The 22,451-nt window shown below is 49.7% G+C and carries 16 protein-coding genes; 9 read left to right on the forward strand and 7 right to left on the reverse strand.

The features are described 5' to 3' along the window. The first annotated feature begins 1 nt into the window (after position 1). The 3 genes from KGP21_RS16105 to KGP21_RS16115 all read left to right on the forward strand — a co-directional run bounded on the left by KGP21_RS16105 (position 2) and on the right by KGP21_RS16115 (position 6,230). Positions 2-4,144 (forward strand): non-ribosomal peptide synthetase, encoded by a 4,143-nt coding sequence (locus KGP21_RS16105; protein WP_223535652.1) that lies wholly within the window; start codon positions 2-4, stop codon positions 4,142-4,144. 286 nt (positions 4,145-4,430) lie between these two features. After that, positions 4,431-4,607 carry a hypothetical protein gene (locus tag KGP21_RS16110; protein ID WP_173409193.1) on the forward strand — a complete coding sequence of 59 codons (177 nt, stop codon included), beginning with the start codon at positions 4,431-4,433 and terminating at the stop codon, positions 4,605-4,607. A 48-nt stretch (positions 4,608-4,655) separates the two neighbouring features. Further along, positions 4,656-6,230 carry a TcdA/TcdB catalytic glycosyltransferase domain-containing protein gene (locus tag KGP21_RS16115; RefSeq protein ID WP_223535655.1) on the forward strand — a complete coding sequence of 525 codons (1,575 nt, stop codon included), beginning with the start codon at positions 4,656-4,658 and terminating at the stop codon, positions 6,228-6,230. A gap of 445 nt (positions 6,231-6,675) precedes the next feature. Here KGP21_RS16115 and KGP21_RS16120 read toward each other — a convergent pair whose 3' ends face one another. The 4 genes from KGP21_RS16120 to zwf all read right to left on the reverse strand — a co-directional run bounded on the left by KGP21_RS16120 (position 6,676) and on the right by zwf (position 12,837). Continuing rightward, on the reverse strand, positions 6,676-8,775 hold the full coding sequence (locus tag KGP21_RS16120) for a peptidase domain-containing ABC transporter (RefSeq protein WP_223499904.1): 2,100 nt from the start codon (positions 8,773-8,775) through the stop codon (positions 6,676-6,678). Beyond that, positions 8,768-10,054 carry an HlyD family secretion protein gene (locus tag KGP21_RS16125; protein ID WP_223499905.1) on the reverse strand — a complete coding sequence of 429 codons (1,287 nt, stop codon included), beginning with the start codon at positions 10,052-10,054 and terminating at the stop codon, positions 8,768-8,770. Before KGP21_RS16125 ends, KGP21_RS16120 begins: the two co-directional genes overlap by 8 nt. A gap of 322 nt (positions 10,055-10,376) precedes the next feature. Beyond that, a complete protein-coding gene (locus tag KGP21_RS16130) occupies positions 10,377-11,018 on the reverse strand; it encodes a bifunctional 4-hydroxy-2-oxoglutarate aldolase/2-dehydro-3-deoxy-phosphogluconate aldolase (protein ID WP_021181159.1) in 642 nt (213 codons plus the stop codon). Positions 11,019-11,361: 343 nt separating this feature from the next. Then, on the reverse strand, positions 11,362-12,837 hold the full coding sequence (gene zwf, locus KGP21_RS16135) for a glucose-6-phosphate dehydrogenase (RefSeq protein ID WP_021181158.1): 1,476 nt from the start codon (positions 12,835-12,837) through the stop codon (positions 11,362-11,364). 392 nt (positions 12,838-13,229) lie between these two features. Here zwf and KGP21_RS16140 point away from each other — a divergent pair, with 392 nt between their 5' ends. The 4 genes from KGP21_RS16140 (at position 13,230) to KGP21_RS16155 (ending at position 17,131) form a co-directional block, all read left to right on the forward strand. After that, positions 13,230-14,096 (forward strand): MurR/RpiR family transcriptional regulator, encoded by an 867-nt coding sequence (locus KGP21_RS16140; protein WP_037376120.1) that lies wholly within the window; start codon positions 13,230-13,232, stop codon positions 14,094-14,096. A gap of 190 nt (positions 14,097-14,286) precedes the next feature. Then, a complete protein-coding gene (pyk, locus tag KGP21_RS16145) occupies positions 14,287-15,729 on the forward strand; it encodes a pyruvate kinase (protein WP_021181157.1) in 1,443 nt (480 codons plus the stop codon). A 75-nt stretch (positions 15,730-15,804) separates the two neighbouring features. Further along, entirely contained in the window at positions 15,805-16,686 is an 882-nt protein-coding gene (locus KGP21_RS16150) for a leucine-rich repeat domain-containing protein (protein ID WP_094981358.1), read from the forward strand. A 292-nt stretch (positions 16,687-16,978) separates the two neighbouring features. Then, a complete protein-coding gene (locus KGP21_RS16155) occupies positions 16,979-17,131 on the forward strand; it encodes a Hok/Gef family protein (protein ID WP_059200994.1) in 153 nt (50 codons plus the stop codon). A 221-nt stretch (positions 17,132-17,352) separates the two neighbouring features. Here the strand turns inward: KGP21_RS16155 and lpxM are convergent, their stop codons facing one another. The 3 genes from lpxM to znuA form a co-directional block, all read right to left on the reverse strand. Beyond that, entirely contained in the window at positions 17,353-18,321 is a 969-nt protein-coding gene (gene lpxM / locus KGP21_RS16160) for a lauroyl-Kdo(2)-lipid IV(A) myristoyltransferase (protein WP_037376004.1), read from the reverse strand. A gap of 192 nt (positions 18,322-18,513) precedes the next feature. After that, positions 18,514-19,836 carry a murein DD-endopeptidase MepM gene (mepM, locus tag KGP21_RS16165; RefSeq protein ID WP_037376005.1) on the reverse strand — a complete coding sequence of 441 codons (1,323 nt, stop codon included), beginning with the start codon at positions 19,834-19,836 and terminating at the stop codon, positions 18,514-18,516. A gap of 21 nt (positions 19,837-19,857) precedes the next feature. Beyond that, a complete protein-coding gene (znuA, locus tag KGP21_RS16170) occupies positions 19,858-20,799 on the reverse strand; it encodes a zinc ABC transporter substrate-binding protein ZnuA (RefSeq protein ID WP_059202041.1) in 942 nt (313 codons plus the stop codon). A 78-nt stretch (positions 20,800-20,877) separates the two neighbouring features. Between znuA and znuC the strand changes: the two genes are divergently transcribed. Then, on the forward strand, positions 20,878-21,636 hold the full coding sequence (gene znuC, locus KGP21_RS16175) for a zinc ABC transporter ATP-binding protein ZnuC (protein WP_021181151.1): 759 nt from the start codon (positions 20,878-20,880) through the stop codon (positions 21,634-21,636). Beyond that, complete coding sequence (znuB, locus tag KGP21_RS16180; protein WP_021181150.1) at positions 21,633-22,418, forward strand: zinc ABC transporter permease subunit ZnuB; 786 nt, start codon at positions 21,633-21,635, stop codon at positions 22,416-22,418. The genes znuC and znuB overlap by 4 nt, the downstream gene beginning before the upstream one ends. Positions 22,419-22,451: the final 33 nt, after the last annotated feature.

Consider the following 22,451-nt stretch of genomic DNA (forward strand, 5'->3'; position numbering starts at 1 on the left):
TATGAGCGTAGCAGGCCTGATACATCTGATGGAAATGGCAAAAAAAGGTGCCAACTTCGGCAAGCTATCGCCACAGCATCTGGAAATCAGCAATATCACCGATACCGAAATCAATGCCGCGCAACCAGACATAGCAGCATTTCTTTCTACATGCACAGCGGCTAAATCCGCGCAGGACGAAGGGAAAAAACCGAAATATCTCGTCAACCGTTATGCGGGACAATACCTCTGGCTATACGAAAACTTCACGAAAAATAGCCCCATGTATAATATCCCGATAGCCAAGGAGATCATCGGAACCTTTGAGCCCGCACGCTTGATTTCCGCGTTGAAAAAAATGCTTAAACGTCATGCTGCGCTATGCGGTCGCTATCAGCTTGACGGTGAAAACATCGCCGTCGATATCGTTTCCCCCGATACGACCATTTTTGAACGTTGCCTGGAAGATATCAACACGCTTGATGAAGAGGCGCAGCAAAACAGCGTGATGTCCGCTCTGGAAGCACAATGCAGCGTTCCGTTCAATCTTGGCGCAGAACTCCCACTGCGTTGCCGTATCCTGAGAAAAAACGCGCAGCACCACTATCTGTTTTTGACCTTCCACCATTGCATAGTGGATGGCTGGACTGCCAACTTACTGGTTGACGAACTCAGCCGTGACTACTGTTCTGATGAAGAACATCGTCCTCAGTATGACGACAGCCATGCTTTTTTCCGCTTCCTTGAAGATCCTTTTCTAACCGTCGCAAACGTCAATGATAGCCTTGAGTTTTGGCTTGATGAGCTGCGCTATGCTCCTGAAAAACACACATTGGACTATGACATTGCCATTACTGCAACGGATAAAGCGCAAAACATCGTCAGAGAAACGCTGGCTGGCGATTTGCAGCAAGCCTTGACGCAACAGGCTAAACGCGCCGGTACGTCACTATTTGCATTGCTGCACACAGCCTTCGCTCTGCTCATCGCCAGGGAGTCGGCTTCGGAACGAGTGGTCATCGGCAGCCCGGTCGCCAACAGAAACGAACCGGCATTAAACTCTGCCGTTGGAAGTTTCGTTAACACTGTAGCTCACCAATTTCATATCAACACAGACGACAAATTCAGTACTTTATTGCAAAAAAGCGCCGATAAATTTGCCCGCGCGTTTAAGCATCAGGGACTGCCTTTCTCCTATTTGGTTGAACAATTGAAACCTGCACGCGGCAAATTTCATCCCATTTTCCAGATCATGTTCGTTTGCCAACATCGCAAAAGCAACGAACTGATTTTTGGTTCAGCGCAGGTTGATACGCTGCCGAGAAATTATGCCCCGCCTAAATTTGATCTGGTGCTGGAAGTCATCTCCACCATGGACGGCATTCAATTTGAATGGCAATACAACGCCAAGCTGTTCGCACCTCAACGCATCAAAGCATTGTCGCAAGCTTATGCGCTTCTGCTGGAGCAAATTTCACACGATCCCATGCAAACCGTCGGCCGTTACTCCCTAACGCCAACTAACGATATCGCGCAATTGCGCAAGCTTTCTATGGGCGCGGAGATGCCGGAGTTTCTTCACCAAAACCTTTCGCAGCAGCTGTGGCGCGCCGGTAACGAACATGCAGCCCTGCCAGCATTGATCGAAGGTGAGCGCGTGTGGACCTACGATGAACTGCTTCATCATGCTAGTACAGTCGCATATTGGCTGGAAACTCATACTGTTCAGGAAGCACTGATCGCTATCGATCTCCCTCGCGGTGCGCTGCAAGCCATCGTGGCGCTCGGTATCCTTCTGTCAGGCCGCGCTTATTTGCCTCTCGCAGAGGGACTGCCGGACGCACGCGTCGCTGACGTTATCCGATTGTCGGGCTGCAATTGGGTTATCAATAACGCATCACATGGGCACTCTCGCTATCCGTTGGATACCCATTGTCAGGATCTGGATACGATATTTTCCACATTCCGCTTGCATGATGAATTTCATTTCACTCCAGGGAAAGCGCATGATCTCGCTTATGTCATTTACACCTCGGGGACAACAGGAACTCCGAAAGGCGTGGCAATCGAGCATGGTGCCGTCACCAACACCCTGTTAACTATGAACTGGCTGTTCCATGTTTCTCCTCGGGACAACATATTAGCCATCGCGGATTTGGCTTTCGACCTGTCGGTTTATGACCTATTCGGCAGTTGGTTAGCGGGTGCCACGGTCATCAGTTTGTCGGCGCAAGACGCCAAAGAACCAGCCTCATGGCTGTTTGCAATACGGCAAAACCAGATTAGCATCTGGAACTCTGTCCCCGCCATATTGCAAATGCTGATGCAATATTGTGAGCAGGAAAACATCGCTTCCTTGCCTGAATTGCGACAAATCTGGTTGAGCGGAGATCGCATTTCGCCACGGTTGATCGCACAAGCGCACAGACTATGCCCTAACGCGTGCATCACCAGCTTGGGCGGTGCGACTGAAGGGGCGATCTGGTCGATTTATCATCCTCTTACGCGAGATACACAATACAGAAAAGCAATACCTTATGGTGTAGCTCTGCCCAACCAGAACATGTGGGTATTGGATGAAAATCATAAGCCGTGCGGCTATGGCGCAACGGGTGATATCTATATCGGTGGCACTGGGGTAGCACGCGAATATTGGCGCGATCGGCAAACCACCTCCGACAGTTTTATTGCGTGCTCAGAGCTCGGTGGCCGTCTGTACCGCACAGGCGATCGCGGTCGTTGGAATCGCTGCGGCTATATCGAATTTCTTGGCCGCGAAGACCAACAGGTTAAATTACAAGGATTCCGTGTCGAACTGGGCGATATCGAGTTCGTTATTAAAAACAACGCACTGGTTTCGGAAGCATGCGTAGTATGCTGCAACGATCCAGACAGTGGCATACGTCACCTAGAAGCTTATATAGTATTGACGCCAGAGGGAAAATCGAGTGCGCAAGCGGAAGTGCAACTGCGAGAACATGTGGCCTCCGCGCTACCTGCCTATATGGCGCCAACGCGATACCACGTCATCGAACACTTCCCACTCTCGCACAATGGAAAATTGGATCGTTCATTATTATCCTCGAACGACGTTCTCTTACAGGCCCAACCAGGCCCAATCTCTCCAACAATCGCGGCTGAGTTGCAGCATCTACAGATGCTACTGGCAGAAACGCTGGGTTGCGAGCCCAATCAGATAGATCCCCACGCTAGTTTCTTCCGCAATGGCGGCAGTTCGCTGTCCGGCATTACCTTCTTGGGGAAAATTAAACGAGCCTTGAACGTCGAGTTGACGCTTGCCGAAATTCTTAGCTACCAACAGCTAACGTCTCTTGCCGAACGCATTCATCAGAATAGCCCGTTAGCGCTGTCGGTACTGTCCGAGACAGTAAACCGTCCTTCACTACCTACGCTGTATTTGGTACATGGTGCTGGCGGACAAATTCACCAATACAGCAGATTGATACGGAAGTTGTCTCCTTATGCCAACGTCAGAACGATCGCCAGTCCGGGATTGGCGGGGCCAGGAGACAGCGTCTCCGTGACCATGCAGCAGTTGGCTGCCGAACATTTAGCTAGCATTCCACAAAGCGAACGTGCATCGGCAGTGATCGCAGGTTGGTCGTTGGGCGGTCAATTAGCCATCCATATGGCGGCCTTAGCCACACAGCAAGGCGAGTCATTTGCGCATGCTGTCGTCATCGACAGCAGTTTACCGTCGTCATCCCCGTCGAAGAAACGTCACTTTAGCGTCGCACAGTGTTATCTAAACCTTTTCGACTCTCTCGGTATAGCTCGTCGTTTATACCAGCCTGGAAAAACGCCACCTCAGAGCAATACTATCGACGAAGTCAGGGGGCACTTCGTTTTGAATCAGTCTGTCCTTGCTGAAAAAATTACGCTTGAGCATGCTGAAGCCTTTTGTTTGGCGATAAAAAAAGCGTTCGAACTGACTGATAGCGCAGGTGAACTACCGAAACTCAACATTCCGTTGACGTTATGGCTTAACCAAGAACGATTACGTAAACAACCCGACCTTTCACAGAGGTGGAGAGCACAATCATCTCATAATGTTAGTATCACCTGTTGCGCAGAAACGCATTACAGCATTCTTGACAGCACATTGCTTCATAATACGTTGAAATCTCTATTGCTCAATTTGTAATGTCTGATAGGAGAAATGCGATAGAGAACATACTAAATATTTTGCAGCTATTTTTATTTGACACATTTGGTTTTTAATATTATCAAATACTATCTTATAACAGGAGGTGTACCAAAAAATCAATCCTATCCGTGTCTGATTTCGCTTGGTTTTTACTTAATTAGAGAAGATCGAACATTCGATAAATCTAATCCTTATGTAAAAAACCAATTCAGTCAGAGCATTGCAACATGCGGGTTATGCACACCAACCCACGAAATAACACACTAAATAGAGAGAGATTAACATGAAAGAATTAGATAAGGAATTTCTTGAAAACGTTTCTGGTGGTTACAGCGGTATTCTTGCTGGAGCATCTGGTTTAGGCAATAACAGCCCGAGCACAAATGCTGGAACCATTATAGGTTCAAGAGTACCTAGTAATAATGGCTCTTCAAATAACAGCCATTTTAACCAGAACTGAACATTTAACCATTGAGAATGCCCTCCTTAAAGGAGGGCATTATGACAAATGAAAAAGCTAAGCGATAAAATAGCCACACTGCGAGAAAAATTTTTTTATAGCTATAAAATTAAACCTAATGAAATAAAAGGGAAACACAGTAATGAACTATTAATCCTATTAGACATACTTGAAACTGTTTACGTTGAAATTATATCTAAGTCATCGTACAACAGTAAAGAAGCCAACATAAACTCCATCGCCGAAACATTTAGCCATGCAGCTATCGCTTATGAGTCAGAGATCACCAGCAATATTTTGAAAAGTCTTATTTTTATCGATGAGTTACTTATTTCTATAGAAAATAATTTTCATGACATTCCTATGTACATCCTGAAAAAAAAGCTATTAGTCTTATACCAACTCGCTTTTAACTCAAATACACACAAAGAATTAAACAACAAATTAATTCACTTTATTTGGATTGGTGAAATATCAAAAATTCAACTCAAGCATGTTGAGTTATGGGCAAAGTGTAATAATGACTATCGTGTTATGTTATGGATGGATCCCAAAACACTCTTAGCAGGTGAGCTATTGAAAGCAAAAAAAGCAACATTGCGTCCCGATGAAACTTCAAAGGACGAAGCATTGCGAGCACAACGCCAATGTTGGTACTTTTCACAGGAGAGAAATATATTTAATGACGAAATAATAGCAGAATATCTTACTGATGTATCAGGTAAAAAATTCTCGAGTCGTTATATAAATAAAGCACGTAAGGAATTTATTAACATCAAGTCAAGCTATCGCAACATAAAAATAATGGATATTAACACCCTAATTAGTAAATATGAAAACAGAGGGAGACTTAAAATTTACAATTTTGAAATATTCTATAGAACTAATCTCGCCGCAGCATCGGATGTGATAAGACTACTGGTTCTATCAGAGTTCGGTGGAATTTACATTGATATCGATACGCTACCTAAAATAAACATTGATTTCCCACATACTGACAGATATTTAACTGATAATAACCTGCATGATCAACACAATGAAAAAATAGAGGCAATGAAAAACACAATGACATTTGAAAAATTTTGGGAGATAGAACATAAAGAAAGAAAAATGTTTGAGAGCAATGACTGCTTCGATAGCTCAGCATTGTTCAATGCCATGAAAAAGGATTTACGCAACACTGAAAATAACAGTATATTCTGCAGTTTGAAAGAAATAAGAATCCCTTTCGACATACCTCTACTCAGCAGACATAAAAAAAAGAACAATGTGTTTTTTAGTAACGTTATAGTCGCCAACAGTAATTCAGCAGCAATAGACCTCTCGCTAAAGATTATAAATGAAAATTATAGAAAAATATTTTTGTTGGTAGAAAGCAACATCCAGAATGACTTTATTTTCAATTATGCTCTTGATGGATACAAAAACAATTCGAGGCTAACGTTGAATATCTCAGGCCCTGGGGTTCTACTAAGAGCAATTTTCTTAACAATAATTGACACCTTAGAATTACCACAAGATATACCGGAGTCTGCATTATTAGGTTTTTTAAATACTCACTTATCCTTCACCGAACAGACGATGGAAACAGAGTCAGGCCTAGCTTCATCGTGGATGAAATAGAAAGCAGAGTCGAAAAATGACGACCCTGCTTGTTTAGGTTATTTACTATTTAATTTATCTAATCTTTTTTCACAATAATCATATGCGAAAAAAGCGACAACGAACTGTAAGACCATTAGAACTAAAAACATAAAACCTCCATTTCCTATTAATGGAATAGAAAAGATAACATTTTAAAGATGATAGTTCAATAAATAAACCACCGAAAACATGTTATTTAGATCACTTACATACGTTTAAATGCATTATAAATAATAGCCAAGTTCAGCCGTTATTGGCCAAGAAGCTCAATGCCTCACCCGCACCACTGTTTAGCATAAATGATACCGCTTGTATTATCAGGATTATGTGAAATTATTAATACATAGGGTTTCATAGCTTTACGCCACCTTAAATTAATATTTACACATAGAGATAAAAGTATTTGATCACACCATCTCTATTTTCACACTAACGTAATGACTCTATCCGCTGAGGCAATCGTCGAAGGGCGATGCGCGATGATAACGCGGGTAATATTCATTTTCGCAATAGCATCATTGATATGCAGCTCGTTTTTCAGATCCAAATGGCTAGTTGCCTCGTCCATAAACAATATACTTGGCCTGCGATAAAGTGCACGCGCGATCAACAATCGCTGCTTCTGTCCACCAGATAAACTGCCCCCCAACTCCCCAATTAACGTTTCGTATCCCATTGGCATATTTTGAATATCGTCATGCATATTGCATCGGCGGGCACAAGCCTCAATTCGCTGAAAATCCCACTCAGCATCAAATCCCGAAATATTTTCAGCAATCGAACCTGCCAGCAACTTGTCATCCTGCAACACGCAGGCAATACACTGGCGATAATTATTCACACCGATATTACTGATATCCAGACCGTCAACCAGAATCGCGCCTTCATCCGGCGTCAGCAATCCGCACATCAATTTCATCAACGTGGTCTTACCCACACCGGATGGACCGACGATCGCCACACTTTCACCCGCTGCTATGCTGAGGTTTAAGTCGGCAATAATAGGCTTGGTTTGACGATCGTATTGATAACGCAGATTTCGAATCTGAAGTTCCACCGCCTGGCCTTTGGCAAATAGCTGGCGAATTGGCATTTGCTGTTCCGGCGGCGATAATACGATATCCGCTATCCTTTCATTATGCAAACTTAGCATACGCAACTGGAGCATCATGTCGATCAGGCTGCTGGCACGGTCAGAAAATTGGCCTCGATAAGCGTTGAAAGCAACAAACATCCCGAGCGTCATTTGATTGTCGATCACTAACGCAGCCCCTAACCACAGAATGATCACCTGATCGCAGGTCGCAATAAACGCGCCAAGCCCGCCAAACATCATATTCAGCTTGGTTAACTTGATGCCAGCGTTAATCGTTTCCACATTCAGGTTTAACCAAAACTGTGCCCGAGTCTCGGATAATCCCAATGCTTTTAAGGTACCAATGCTATACAACGTCTCCATAAAGTGAGAACTTGCCCGCGCGCCCTTTACCAGTTGCTCTTCCGACAGTTGCCGATGATATTGGTATGTCGATAGCCGTAAGATGATGTATACCGCCGTGAAGCCGAGCACTACCCACACTAGCCAACCGCCATAAAGCAACATCATAATAAACACGCCTACTGACATGATGCCATCGATAATGCTGCTAACGATGCTGGTGGTAAAGGTGGTTCTGATTGTATCCAGCGAACCGAAGCGGGATTGAATATCACCCAGCTTGCGCTTTTCGAAAAAAGAAAGAGGCAGTTTCAGCAGATGATCGAAAACCCCCGCTTTCCACTGTACGTCTATCAGCGCCCCCATAACAATGGAAATCCACGTTCTCAGCATGGATACGCCAGTACGGAATAAAATGAAGCACAACAATCCTATGCATATCAAAGCCAAAAGGTCATGGTCACCAGCCAGGATGACATGATCCATAACCAACTGCGTGCCAACTGGCAGCAACAGGTTGATGGCTTCAATAACTATCGAAAGACAGAAGATCTTAAACAATGCCCCCTTGAGGCCGCGCACGTTGGCCATGAGCTTGCGAAAACGTAACCTGCTCTGCTGCTTGATTGGTTGAAATTCGCTGTCAGGCCACAGTTCGAGTGCTACCCCGGTGAAGTGCCGCGAGAGCTCATGCAATTCCATCACCTTACGCCCGAAAGCCGGATCGTGGATCACCGCTCGTCCGCGGCTGATACTGACCAGCACAACGAAGTGCTTCATATCCCAATGGAGGATACAGGGCATTTTCAACACCTTAAGTTCGTCGATGTTCAGTGACAGTGCGCGCGATTGTAACCTCAGTGCATTTGCTATATCGATCAATGAGGCCATCGTTGCCCCACGTGAAGAAAAGCCGTAGCGGTTGCGCAGATTGAACAGGTCGATTTGCAACCCGTGGTAATGACACACCATCGCCAAGCTAGCCAAACCGCATTCAGATGCCTCCGCTTGCAGGATCTGCGGCACCTTTCTACCAAGTGCCAAGTTCAATCTTCCAGTCAGCGTCGCGAAATAAGAATCAGTCATTTATCGGTCCCATCAGACTTTTTTTCATATCGTAAAAAGGCGAAAACATCCATTGATATAAGGGCCTTTTCTCCAGGAAAAGCGTCGACTGGGCATACATACCGTTAGTCAACTGCAGCACTTTGCCCTGATAACTGATGTGCATTTTTTCCAGCGCGATGATGGCTTTGTAATAAGATGCGGTCTGCGCGGCCGTTTGATGCACGGGGGAACTGCTGTAAGTGGACATTTCTTGAACGGAGGCAGGAACATAAGCAATGCTTTCGATCTTGCCGGGAAATTGTCCAAATTTTTCGTAGGGAAAGGCGTCATAGCGAATGTTGATGGCATCATTCGCAGAGACATAGGGTACGCTACTGTTCGGCAACCACAGCACTAACTGATAAATCGCATCGCTACGAGGGATAATCTGCACCAAACTATCGCCACTATTGACCATTTGTCCTGGCGTAACGCTTAGAGACTCGATACGACCATCGGTTGGTGCGTTAACTATCAACGCTCCGCTGGCATCTGCTTCAGCCAATTGACGCTGTAAATCATTACGCTGAAACTGGTACTGAGAAATCTGGTTATCAAAATCCGCTGCGCGCGTAACAATATCACTCTCCAGATTAGTGATTTGCAGTGATTCCTGGATATGCTGACTATACAAATTTTGGAACAGACTTTGTTGCTGATAAAATGAATAAGTCTGCCCGTTAAGCTGATCTTTGGTTATCAGGCCGCGTCGTTGATATTCCTTATATGAGCGCATGTTATCTTGAGCAAAGCCGACCCCTTCACGTGCGTTATTCAGCAACTGTTTGGATTGCGAATGGGCCGCTTGATACTGCTGCTTTTGCTGGTGTAGATTCTCCAACGTCATACGTTTATTGTCTTGTAGCTTCAAAATAATGCTATCGACATGCTGTACCTGGTTTTCCAGCGCCAAACGCGTATTGGCGCTGACTTTACCGGTATCCGTCACACGGCTGACATCTAGTTGATATAGGCGCTGACCCTTTTTGACCACATCGCCAATGCCGACAAATCGCTCTGCGATGAATCCCTGTTGTGGCGCAAACACGTTTACCGAGCGAGGAAAGGTAGTTATTTCTCCATACACATTGATGCGGCGGGTGTAGCTACCCAATATAAGGAAGGCAAGAAAAACAAGAAGAAAGAATAGTGATAAAACGCCGAAGCACCAAGCAGGCATACCCGTTATCAATAACGCTTTGCCAGCCCATTTGGCCCGTTGATGTTCTGTGACTTCCTGTCTGAACAAATCCCGCATAAAATCTATTTACCGGAAAAATATTTCAAGCCAATCCTGACCCGAAAAGATATACGTTAAGATACTGCCAGAAATGTACCCAGCGGGTTAGATATGCTGACTCATTTTGCAAACAGCATCGTAAGGATAACCATTCTCATTATCATATATAGCGATCTGCCATAATTCAATCTTTTTCACGCCCCATAGCTTTAGGCCCGCTTCATCAGGGAATCCATTCAGTAAGTTGATAGCAACCACCGCAATATGTGAAGTTGTGGTATTTACAGGCAAAAAAAATGCCAATCACAGAGGATTGGCATCAGCAGGAGCGAACGCGGGTTTAGGCGGTAGCACCCTTGACGGCTTCACGCGCCAATTCGGTGATACGTGCATAGTCGCCGCTTTCCAGCGCATCCGCAGGCACTAACCAGGAACCACCGATGCACAGCACGCTTTTCAGTGCCAGATAGTCACGGTAATTGTTCGGCGTGATGCCTCCGGTTGGGCAGAAGCGCACCTGTGAGAACGGCCCAGCAATGGCTTGCAGCGCCTTGACGCCGCCATTGGCTTCCGCTGGGAAGAATTTAAACTCGCGCAGGCCATAATCCATCCCCAACATCAGCTCGGAAACGGTGCTGATACCCGGGATCAACGGAATGCTGCCTGCGGTAGCAGCTTTCAGCAGATCGGCGGTCAGGCCAGGGCTGATGGCAAACTGAGCGCCAGCCTCGGTCACTTCTTGCAGCTGCTGCGGATTGATCACCGTGCCCGCACCAATGATGGCATCAGGAACTTCTTTGGCGATCGCACGAATCGCGTCCATCGCACAGGCGGTACGCAGCGTCACTTCCAGCACGCGCACGCCACCTGCAACCAGTGCTTTAGCCAACGGCACAGCGTGTTCCAGTTTGTTAATCACAATCACCGGAACTACGGGGCCTGCCGTCAGGATCTGTTCTGCACTGGTTTTCCAGTTTTTCATCGTCATTCTCTCCATTACTTTCGGTTGGTGTATGGCACGCCCCTGCCACAGGGCTCCGCATCGCTGCAGATTCCGATCGCACCGCTAAAAGCCAGCAGACAGGCTGACGCCGGTCACCTAGGCTAATTCTGTTGACGTGTTACCAGCCCCTCACCCCAGCCCTCTCCCCAAGGAGAGGGAGCTGAACGGTGCTCTCAATAAGCCCCCTACCGCTCCAATAATAAATCGGTCTCAATCTACCTCTGGCCTCAGAAAGAATACCTAGGCAGCGGCGAGCTCGATCGGTTCCCTCTCCTTTTGGGAGAGGGTTAGGGTGAGGGAGAGGGAACAGGTTAATTGCTGCTTATTCGAATTCGTTCCACGAACGGCCATCACGCGTGATCATCGCGACGGAAGCCACCGGCCCCCAAGTCCCAGACTGGTAGGGCTTAGGCGCTTCGTTGTCCGCTTTCCAGGCATCCATGATTGAGTCAACCCACTTCCAGGCCTCTTCCACTTCGTCACGGCGCACAAACAGCGCCTGGATACCACGCATGGTTTCCAGCAGCAGACGCTCATAGGCATCGGCCACGTGTTCCTGGTTAAAGGTTTCCGAGAAGCTCAGATCCAACTTGGTGGTTTGCAAACGATGTTTGTGATCCAGCCCCGGCACCTTGTTCAGTACCTGGATTTCGATCCCTTCGTCCGGCTGCAGGCGAATGGTCAGCTTGTTCTGTGGCAGTTGTTGATAGGAGTCACGGAACAGGTTCAGCGGTGGGTTTTTAAAGTACACCACCACTTCTGAACATTTGGTCGGCAAACGCTTACCGGTACGCAGATAGAACGGCACCCCGGCCCATTGCCAGTTGTCGATATCGACGCGGATGGACACAAAAGTCTCGGTGTTGCTGCTCTTGTTTGCCCCTTCCTCTTCCAGGTAGCCCGGCACTTTTTTACCCTGCACAAAGCCTGCGGTGTACTGGCCGCGCACGGTGGTTTCCCGGACATTGGTCTGATCGATACGGCGTAGCGAGCGCAGCACTTTCACTTTCTCATCACGGATACGGTCAGTGGTCAGGTCTGCCGGTGGCGACATGGCGATCATGGTCAGGATCTGCAACAGGTGATTCTGGATCATGTCGCGCATCTGCCCGGCCTGATCGAAGTAACCCCAGCGCCCTTCAATACCCACCTCTTCCGCCACGGTGATCTGCACGTGATCGATAGTGCGGTTATCCCAGTTGGAAGCAAACAGGGAGTTGGCAAAGCGCAGCGCCAGCAGGTTCAGTACCGTTTCTTTGCCCAGATAGTGGTCGATACGGTAAACCTGGGATTCGTTAAAGTACTCAGCAACCTGATCGTTGATCACCCGTGAGGATGCCAGGTCAGTACCAAGTGGCTTTTCCATCACCACGCGCGCCGGCTCTTTGTTCAGCTTGGCCTCGCCCAGGCCCTTGCAGATGGCGCCAAAGGTGCTTGGCGGCATGGCGAAATAGTTGATGGTGGTACGATGTTTCTGGTCCAGCATCTTGCCCAATTCAGCGAAGTGCTTGCTGTCGTTGACGTCCAGATTGCAGAAGTCCAGGCGTGCGCTCAGCGTGGCCCAAAGCTCATCGTCCAGCTTTTCTTTCATAAAGGTGCCCAGGGCTTCCTTGACCACCTTGGTATAAGCTTCTTTATCCCACTCGGCACGGCCTACCCCGATGATACGGGTATCCGGGTGGATGTGACCGGCTTTCTCTAACTGGTACAGGGAAGGCAGCAGTTTACGACGCGCCAGATCGCCTTTCGCGCCGAAAATAACCAGGTCACAGGCCTGGGCTGTAGAGGTTACCGCCATGTTCATCTCCTCGATGCAGGATATTTGTAATTTTCTTACATTACTAATGTACTCTCTTTCGCTACGGCCAGTAAACCCGGATCAAAAGCAGAAAAAAAGGCCCAGAAACTACGGCGTTATCCCTGGTGCAGCGCGAACGCTGTTGGCAACAGGGAAAACTGTAATTTTCTGTCTTTTTTGACACTCTTTTACCATTATGAAAGTTAGACACAGGTCATGTTCTGGTGAAAAAAGCCAGCTTATCCCTTGTCGACACTGCCAACGCTTACCAGCACGTAGTATATTTTCATTAAACCGGATTGATTTCTCCTTTGATTGAAATCGACATACCCGATGGATCACCCGTGAAAGCCGGTGTCCGGCAGGTATAAACCATGAGTGACTCCCGTTATATGAATACGCTGGAAAAAATCCAGAGCCATCTGGAGCTCCTGAGCAAATCGGAAAGGAAAGTCGCCGAGGTGATCCTGGCCTCCCCACAAACCGCTATTCACTCCAGCATCGCCCGGCTGGCCAAACTGGCCGATGTCAGTGAGCCGACCGTTAATCGCTTTTGCCGCCGCCTGGAAACCAAAGGGTTCCCCGACTTCAAACTGCATCTGGCACAAAGCCTGGCTAACGGTACGCCCTATGTAAACCGCAATGTCGAAGAAAACGACACCGTTGCCGCTTACACCAGTAAGATCTTTGAGTCGGTGATGGCCAGCCTGGATACAGTAAAGGCAAATCTCGACATTACCGCAATCAATCGTGCGGTTGATCTGCTTACCCAGGCCAAAAAAATCTCGTTCTTCGGGCTCGGGGCCTCTGCCGCCGTGGCGCACGATGCCATGAACAAATTTTTCCGCTTCAATATTCCGGTGGTCTATTTTGACGATATCGTCATGCAGCGCATGAGCTGCATGAACTCCGTCGAGGGGGATGTCGTGGTACTGATCTCCCATACCGGGCGCACCAAGAATCTGGTCGAGATGGCGCATCTGGCACGAGAGAATGACGCCACGGTCATCGCCATCACCTCGAAAGATACTCCACTGGCCCAGGCTGCGACCCTCCCCCTACTGCTGGACGTGCCGGAAGATACCGATGTTTATATGCCAATGGTGTCCCGAATTGCACAGTTAACCCTGATTGACGTGCTGGCCACCGGATTTACCTTGCGTCGAGGGGCTAAATTCAGAGATAACTTGAAGCGGGTCAAGGAAGCGTTGAAAGAATCGCGCTTTGATAAAGGGATCGTCCCCAACAGTTTCGACTGAAAACGGTTTTAAAAACCGCCGGTCAGATCACAAGTTGACCCGCGGGATTATAGTTGTACCCTGATAGCTCGTTCATACAGATAACCCAGATGAAAATTGGGTAGGCGAAAAGCGTCTGCCCCCTCATCCGGTTTCGTTATCTGACGTTCAGCAACACCAATACTTGCGTCACAAGTCAACGGAGTAATACATGACCAGACGGCTCAGAAGAACCAAAATCGTTACCACACTGGGTCCGGCTACCGACCGCGACAATAATCTGGAAAAGATTATTGCTGCTGGTGCGAACGTAGTTCGGCTTAACTTTTCCCACGGCAATGCAGAAGACCATCAGGCACGGGCAGATAAAGTGCGTGAGATTGCGGCCAAGCTGGGGCGTCATGTCGCTATCCTGGGCGATCTTCAGGGGCCAAAAATCCGCGTTTCCACCTTTAAGGAAGGCAAGATTTTCCTTAACATCGGCGATAAATTCCTGCTGGATGCCAACCTGACCAAGGGTGAAGGCGATAAAGAAAAAGTCGGTATCGACTATAAAGGCCTGCCTGCGGACGTGGTGCCTGGCGATGTCCTGTTGCTGGACGATGGCCGTGTACAGCTGAAAGTGCTGGAAGTTCAGGGCATGAAAGTGTTCACCGAAGTCACCGTAGGTGGCCCGCTGTCGAACAATAAAGGCATCAACAAACTGGGCGGTGGTCTCTCTGCCGAAGCCCTGACCGAAAAAGACAAGGCCGATATCCTGATCGCCGCCAAAATTGGCGTCGACTACCTGGCCGTCTCCTTCCCGCGCACCGGCGAAGACCTGAACTATGCTCGCCGCTTGGCACGTGACGCAGGCTGCAACGCCAAAATCGTGTCGAAAGTTGAACGTGCCGAAGCTGTATGCAGCGACGAAGCGATGGATGACATCATCCTGGCCTCCGACGTGGTCATGGTTGCCCGTGGCGATCTGGGCGTCGAAATCGGCGACCCGGAGCTGGTGGGCATCCAGAAGAAACTGATCCGTCGCGCCCGTACGCTGAACCGTGCGGTGATCACCGCCACGCAGATGATGGAATCGATGATCACCAACCCGATGCCGACTCGTGCCGAAGTGATGGACGTGGCGAACGCCGTGCTGGATGGTACCGATGCGGTCATGCTGTCTGCCGAAACCGCTGCGGGCCAGTATCCAGCCGAAACGGTAGCCGCCATGGCGCGTGTTTGCCTGGGTGCAGAAAAAATCCCAAGCATCAACGTATCCAAGCACCGTCTGGACGTGCAGTTCGACAATATCGAAGAAGCCATCGCCATGTCGACCATGTATGCCGCTAACCACCTTAAAGGGGTTACCGCCATCATCGCCATGACCGAATCTGGCCGCACCGCGCTGATGATGTCACGTATCAGCTCCGGCTTGCCGATCTTCGCCATGTCTCGCCATGAGCACACGCTGAACCTGACGGCGCTGTATCGCGGTGTCACCCCGGTCTACTTTGGCAGCCACAGCGATGGCGTTGCCGCCGCTAATGACGCTATCGCCCGTCTGCGTGATAAAGGTTACCTGGTGTCTGGCGATCTGGTGCTGGTTACCCAAGGTGACGTCATGAGCACCGTGGGCACCACCAATACCAGCCGTATCCTGCGCGTAGACTGATTACCGCGCATTTAATGTTAAGGCCGGTCGGTTTACGCTGACTGGCTTTTTTATTGCTATTTGGGGAACCTCTTCATGCTGCATCAACATCATCAGCAATATACTCGTGGCTCGCTGGATCTTGATGGGCGGCAATTGGCCAATCTGGAGAGTGAAGATCTCAGCGGCACCTCCCTGCAAAAAATCAGCCTGTACAATAATTGCCTGACCCGCTTCCCCGAGCAGATTTTTCACCATCGTGACCTGAAAGTGCTCAACATTTCCTGCAACCAGATTGCCGAACTGCCGACGGAAATCGGTTTGCTCCGCCAGTTGCAAATGTTCGATTTTGGTCACAACCAGGCAACATCAATTCCCGCCGAAATCGGGGAATTGCGTGAATTAAAGTATCTGTATTTGAGTGATAACGGTTTCAGCCAGCTACCCGATTCGCTGCGCCAGCTGCAAGCGTTGTGTTATCTGAATCTGACGGATAATCAGCTAGTGGAATTCCCTACGGCACTGTGCGGCCTGACGGCGCTACAAGAGCTGCGTCTCTACAATAATGCCATCACCGCATTACCCTCGGAGATCGGTTTATTGGGCCAGTTGCGTGAATTACACCTGATGAAAAACCGTCTCACTACCCTGCCCAGCGAGATCGCTCAACTGTCAGAGTTACAGGTGATGGATTTGGAAAACAACGCCATTGCGTACTTACCCGATCAATTCTGCCAATTGCCCAAGTTAGCTACGCTCAATCTGCGTTTCAACCAATTATCCCAGTTGCCTGAAGACTTGGGTGCATTGAGTTCACTGGTTTCATTAGACTTGCGTGCCAACCGATTAAGTCAATTACCGACCAGCATGGCGCAAATGAAAAACCTACGGCGACTGGACCTGCGTTGGAATGACTTCGACCATTATCCAGCGGTGCTTGAACCGCTAATCCAGCAGGGCTGTATGGTTCATTGCTAATTGCCTGACTAAAATCTGCAACGGTGAACAGTGGGTTTTTCAGGCCGTTGCAGAGCATTGCGTAACGCTGCGCAGAGTTGGTATTTGGGAATAAAACAGACACGAGCCAGACGGGTGTGATGAATATACTACGCGTGGGTGCTCTGGATCTTTGTATCTGGAGCCAAAAGCGAAGGTGATGGATACAAAGAGAAAAGCCCCGAGTCGATAACATCAACCCGAGGCCAACTCTAACGCCAGACAACGTTAGGTTAGCTTCTTACCTGCCGAGAGGCAAGGAGAAGGAAACACAATGTTGAATCAAGGAAACATCGTTAAACTGGTCGTTATCTGTACCACCGTTATTTTGCTGGTATGGCTAACGCGCAGCAAACTTTGTGAGTTGCGTATTCGATCGGGCAACACGGAGGTTGCGGCCATTTTGGCCTACGAATCCGAACGGTAAGGCAACCCAACGGCGGGGGCCTGCTCCCGCCCGTTGGTTGTTGGCGTGTAGATCTAGGAGCACCCTTCTCCTACAAACCAAAAGGACAGGTTATAGCCCGTCGTTACAGTTTGCCAAAAGCTGCTGAAAATGTAGGAAACGAACAGGTTAGAGCGTAGGGGCGCCGCATACTGCGCTTATTTAGCAGAGTGTAACGCCCGGTAGAGAGTTGATAAGCGACATTAACGATATAAATCGTCCCGCGAGTAAGGTTCAATCTCACCTTCCTTGCGCGTTTTCAGCAGCTTCAAAATCCAGGTATATTGCTCTGGATTAGGGCCCACCAGGTTTTCCACTTCTTCGTTCATGCGGCGCGCAATGCGAACATCGTCGGCTTCGGCCAGATCATCCATCGGCTCACGGATATAAATGTCCAGCATGCTGGTTTTACCGTCATAAACCGGGAATAGCGGCACGATCGCCGCTTTGCAGACTTTCATCAAGCGGCCGACTGCAGGCAATGTGGCTTTATAGGTCGCAAAGAAATCCACGAATTCACTGTGCTCGGCACCGTGATCCTGGTCAGGCAGATAATAGCCCCAATAACCATGGCGCACCGAACTGATAAAAGGCTTGATGCCATCGTTGCGGGCATGCATACGGCCACCAAACTTGCGGCGCACGCTATTCCACAGATAGTCGACCAATGGGTTGCTCTGGTTATGGAACATCGCTGCCATGGGTTGCCCGCGCGCAGCCATCAGCATCGCTGGCACATCAACGGCCCAGCCGTGCGGCACCAGGAAAATCACGTTGCGGCCTTCCTCACGGATTTTATCCAGCACTTCTTCACCGTGCCAACGCACGCGCTTGAGTACTTTCTCCGGTTTGGTACAGGCCAGTTCCGCCATCAGGATCATCGATTGCGGCGCGGTAGCAAACATCTCATCGATAATATGCTCGCGTTGCTGTTCTGGCAGTTCCGGCATGCAATAAAGCAGATTGATACGGGCGCGGCGTCGAGCCCCTTTAGCAACCTTGCCAGCCAGTTTACCAATCGCACCCAGTAATGGGTCTCGCATTCGAGCAGGGACCAGAGAAATACCGGCCATCAGCCCGGTTCCCAACCAAACGCCCCAGTAGCGCGGATGATAGAAGGCTTTATCAAATTGTGGGATGAACTCTACGTTCGATTTCTTCTCGTTTTGCATGACCTGCTCTTTATTCAACGCACCTGCTCGGAAGATATAAACTATATACCTAGTTGCAGTCAGGCGGGTGAGTCAGGTTAAAACCAGCACCGTTCACTGACAAAATGCAGCTATCGTTATCTCGAGCAGGCATTAATAAAAAAACATCGGCCCGAAATCAGGCCGATGGGAAATCATAAGGGATAGCGATGGTTAATCCAGCTGCAACTGTGGCACCACTTCCTTCACCTGTGCCAGGTAATCGCTGCGATCTTTCCCCATCAGCCCTTCCGAGCGAGGCAACTTAGCCGTCAATGGGTTAACCGCTTGCTGGTTAGTCCACATTTCATAATGCAAATGTGGGCCGGTAGAGCGACCGGTATTACCGGAAAGCGCAATGCGATCGCCACGTTTCACCTTCTGTCCTGGCTTGACCAACAGCTTTTTCAAGTGCATATAGCGCGTGGTATATTGGCGGCCATGACGGATCGCCACATAGTTACCTGCCGCGCCACTGCGCTTGGCGATCACCACTTCACCGTCACCCACCGCCAACACTGGCGTGCCGACCGGCATGGCGAAGTCGACGCCTTTATGCGGTGCAATGCGCCCGGTCACGGGATTTACGCGGCGTGGGTTAAAGTTGGAAGAAATACGGAACTGCTTCATGGTCGGGAAACGCATAAAGCCACGCGCCAACCCGGAACCCTGACGATCGTAGAACTTGCCGTCATCGGCGCGGATGGCGAAGTAGTCTTTGCCGCTGCTGCGCATACGCACGCCCAACAGTTGGCTTTGCTCGCTCTTGCCGTCAAACTCTTCGCGCGACATCAACACCGCGAACTGATCGCCTTTGCGCAGCTTGCGAAAATCAAGCTGCCACTGCAGGGCTTTGATTACCGCATTGATCTCGGCACGGCTCAGGCCAGCCGCCGAGGCGCTGCTGACAAAGCTGCCGTTCAGCTTGCCGGTCAGCACGCTGTTGCGCCATTCACCCTTTTGGGTTTCCTTGGTTTCTTTAAAGGAATTGCCCACACGATCATAGGTGCGGGTTTCACGGCGTGAAACTTCCCAGGTCAGGCGCTTGAGATCGCCATCTTCGGTCAGCGTCCAGGAGAGTTGCTGGCCGATTTTCAGGTTACGCAAATCGCGGTTCTGCGAAGCCAGCAGCGAAACATCCGACATTTCGATGCCGTACTGGGTCAGAATACTACCGAGCGTATCACCGGTAGAAACCACATATTCATGCACACCTTCCTCTCCGGCGACCTTCTGGTCCAGCTCATCCTCAGGGATGTCATCATCGGGGGTGGGTTGGTCGGCATCAATAGGTTCACTGGCTTCGGGCTGCAATGCCCTTAACTGGTTGGCTTCCAACTCGACGCTTTTAACGATAGGGTTATGTTCTGGGTGATAAACGGAAGGCCGCCAAACAGCGACGGCCAACGTAACGACTGTCAACGACCCTAGCATTACGCGATGGGGCCGAGGCAGGTTGTTATACGCCAGAGTGATAGTTCGGACTATCTTCTGCACTCAATAATATCCTCATAATCTTTACTTCAGGCAGCTCACGTACTGGTTGGACAGCGCTGTCAGGAAGTTCCCGTAGCTGTCTTTCCCCAGTGCGATGCCGGTGCCCAGCGGGTCCAGCGTTCCAGAACGCACATTGGTCCCCTTGGCAACGGCATTAATTACGGCCGGTCTGAATTGTGGCTCAGCAAAAACGCAGACTGCTTTCTGCTCAACCAACTGTGTTCGAATTTGGTGTAAACGCTGTGCGCCAGGTTGAATTTCGGGGTTAACGGTAAAATGGCCCAGTGGGCTCAAGCCGAAGTGTTTTTCAAAGTAGCCATAAGCGTCATGAAAAACAAAATATCCCTTACCTTGCACAGGCGTTAGCATCTTAACAAGATTTTTATCAGTTTGCGCTAGCTGATCCTCGAACTGGCGCAGGTTTGCGTCTAATTTGTCCTTCTTTTGCGGCATAAGTTCCAATAATCTGTCGTGAATCGCGATCGCGGTCACTTTTGCCACCTCTGGCGACAGCCAAACGTGCATATTATAGTCACCGTGATGATGGTCATGCCCATCGTCGCCATCCGCATGACTATGCGCTTCGTCTGCATGATCATGGTCATGATCGTCATCGCCTTTCATCAGCAACGGCTGTACCGCAGGCAGTTCACCGATCGCCAATTGCTTATTGGCGGGCAGCTGCGTCAAAGATTTGGTCAGAAAAGCCTCCATATCTGGTCCTACCCACAGCACCAGGTCGGCGCTACGCAGCCGCTGAATGTCCGACGGGCGCAAGGCGAAGTCATGAGGCGAGGCACCGTCCGGTAATAAAATCTCGGTAGGCGTGACCCCATCTGCGATAGCGGATGCGATAAAGCCCAGCGGGCGGATAGAGGTCACTACGGCGGCCGTCGCATTGCCAGCCATTACCAAAGCCGTTGCCAGCAGAGTGCGTTGCAGCCATTTATTTTTCTGTACCATCATCAGTAATCCCGTCGTTTTCAGTAAAGAAGCGTGATATTATAACATTCGGTTAGTTCTGCAAAATGTAATCACGATATGTCTACACTGGCAACGCTAAAAAATATCTCTGTTTCTTTTGGTACCCGGCGGGTACTGACAAATATCTCTCTTAACCTGCAACCGGGTCGTATTCTGACGCTCCTCGGGCCTAACGGAGCCGGCAAGTCAACGCTGGTTCGCGTAGTGCTGGGCTTAATTGCCCCAACGGAAGGCACGCTGGAACGTCTGCCTGGGCTGCGCATTGGCTATGTGCCGCAAAAGCTGCATCTCGATGCCACCCTGCCCCTGACCGTCAACCGCTTTATGCGGCTCAAACCCGGGGTGAAAAAGGCCGATATCTTGCCCGCGCTCAAACGCGTGCATGCCGCGCACCTGTTGGATCAGCCCATGCAAAAGCTGTCCGGCGGCGAAAACCAGCGGGTGTTGCTGGCACGAGCGCTGTTGAATCAACCGCAGTTGCTGGTGCTGGATGAGCCCACGCAAGGGGTGGACGTTAACGGCCAGTTGGCGTTATATGACCTGATCGACCAATTGCGCAAAGAGCTGGGCTGCGCGGTGCTAATGGTTTCCCATGACCTGCACCTGGTGATGGCCAAAACCGACGACGTCCTGTGCCTGAACCAACATATCTGCTGCTCTGGCACACCGGAAGTGGTGTCAATGCACCCGGAGTTTATCGCCATGTTCGGTAATCGGGGTGCAGAGCAGTTGGCGATCTACCGCCATCACCATAATCACCGTCACGACCTGCAAGGCAGAATTGTGCTGAAAAAAACCGGGGGCCGTGAGGCATGATTGAACTGTTATTGCCCGGCTGGCTGGCCGGTGTGCTGCTGGCGGCGGCGGCGGGCCCGTTGGGTTCCTTTGTGGTCTGGCGCCGGATGTCATACTTTGGCGATACGCTGGCACATGCATCGCTGCTTGGCGTTGCCTTCGGCTTATTGCTGGACGTCAATCCGTTTTACGCCGTGATTGCCGTCACGCTGCTGTTAGCCTTAGTACTGGTTTGGCTGGAGCGCCGCCCGCAGTTGTCGATAGATACGCTGCTCGGCATTATGGCGCATAGTGCGCTATCGCTGGGTCTGGTGGTGGTCGCGCTGATGTCCAACGTGCGCGTAGATCTGATGGCTTATCTGTTTGGAGATTTGCTGTCGGTGACGATCGGCGATATCTGGATGATCGGTACTGGCGTGGTGATTGTGCTGCTGGTGCTCTGGTGGCAATGGCGCGATCTGCTGTCGATGACCATCAGCCCGGAGATGGCTCATGTCGACGGCGTTAACCTGCCCCGTGCACGCACCATTTTAATGCTGGTCACCGCCTTGACCATCGGGCTGGCCATGAAATTTGTCGGTGCGCTGATTATTACGTCGCTACTGATTATCCCAGCCGCAACCGCACGGCGTTTTGCCCGCACTCCTGAACAAATGGCCGGTTATGCGGTATTGATAGGGATAATTGCGGTCACCGGCGGGCTAACCTTCTCGGCATTCTACGATACGCCAGCTGGACCCTCGGTAGTGTTAAGCGCTGCGGTGCTGTTTGTACTGAGCCTGTCGAAAAAGCAGCAGGCTTGATCTCATTACGCCAGGGTCTCCCCTGGCGTAACT

The sequence above is a fragment of the Serratia sp. JSRIV004 genome (genome assembly GCF_019968705.1).
In the GTDB taxonomy this organism is placed as follows: Bacteria; Pseudomonadota; Gammaproteobacteria; order Enterobacterales; family Enterobacteriaceae; genus Chania; species Chania fonticola_B.

What these genes read in the sequence shown, in the direction of transcription:
- lpxM (WP_037376004.1), bottom strand. Translation starts at nt 18,321, where the DNA reads ATGCAAAACGAGAAGAAATCGAACGTAGAGTTCATCCCACAATTTGAT.
- KGP21_RS16110 (WP_173409193.1), top strand. Translation starts at nt 4,431, where the DNA reads ATGAAAGAATTAGATAAGGAATTTCTTGAAAACGTTTCTGGTGGTTAC.
- KGP21_RS16120 (WP_223499904.1), bottom strand. Translation starts at nt 8,775, where the DNA reads ATGACTGATTCTTATTTCGCGACGCTGACTGGAAGATTGAACTTGGCA.
- KGP21_RS16105 (WP_223535652.1), top strand. Translation starts at nt 2, where the DNA reads ATGAGCGTAGCAGGCCTGATACATCTGATGGAAATGGCAAAAAAAGGT.
- znuC (WP_021181151.1), top strand. Translation starts at nt 20,878, where the DNA reads ATGTCTACACTGGCAACGCTAAAAAATATCTCTGTTTCTTTTGGTACC.
- KGP21_RS16125 (WP_223499905.1), bottom strand. Translation starts at nt 10,054, where the DNA reads ATGCGGGATTTGTTCAGACAGGAAGTCACAGAACATCAACGGGCCAAA.
- KGP21_RS16130 (WP_021181159.1), bottom strand. Translation starts at nt 11,018, where the DNA reads ATGAAAAACTGGAAAACCAGTGCAGAACAGATCCTGACGGCAGGCCCC.
- zwf (WP_021181158.1), bottom strand. Translation starts at nt 12,837, where the DNA reads ATGGCGGTAACCTCTACAGCCCAGGCCTGTGACCTGGTTATTTTCGGC.
- pyk (WP_021181157.1), top strand. Translation starts at nt 14,287, where the DNA reads ATGACCAGACGGCTCAGAAGAACCAAAATCGTTACCACACTGGGTCCG.
- znuB (WP_021181150.1), top strand. Translation starts at nt 21,633, where the DNA reads ATGATTGAACTGTTATTGCCCGGCTGGCTGGCCGGTGTGCTGCTGGCG.
- KGP21_RS16155 (WP_059200994.1), top strand. Translation starts at nt 16,979, where the DNA reads ATGTTGAATCAAGGAAACATCGTTAAACTGGTCGTTATCTGTACCACC.
- KGP21_RS16115 (WP_223535655.1), top strand. Translation starts at nt 4,656, where the DNA reads ATGAAAAAGCTAAGCGATAAAATAGCCACACTGCGAGAAAAATTTTTT.
- KGP21_RS16150 (WP_094981358.1), top strand. Translation starts at nt 15,805, where the DNA reads ATGCTGCATCAACATCATCAGCAATATACTCGTGGCTCGCTGGATCTT.
- znuA (WP_059202041.1), bottom strand. Translation starts at nt 20,799, where the DNA reads ATGGTACAGAAAAATAAATGGCTGCAACGCACTCTGCTGGCAACGGCT.
- KGP21_RS16140 (WP_037376120.1), top strand. Translation starts at nt 13,230, where the DNA reads ATGAATACGCTGGAAAAAATCCAGAGCCATCTGGAGCTCCTGAGCAAA.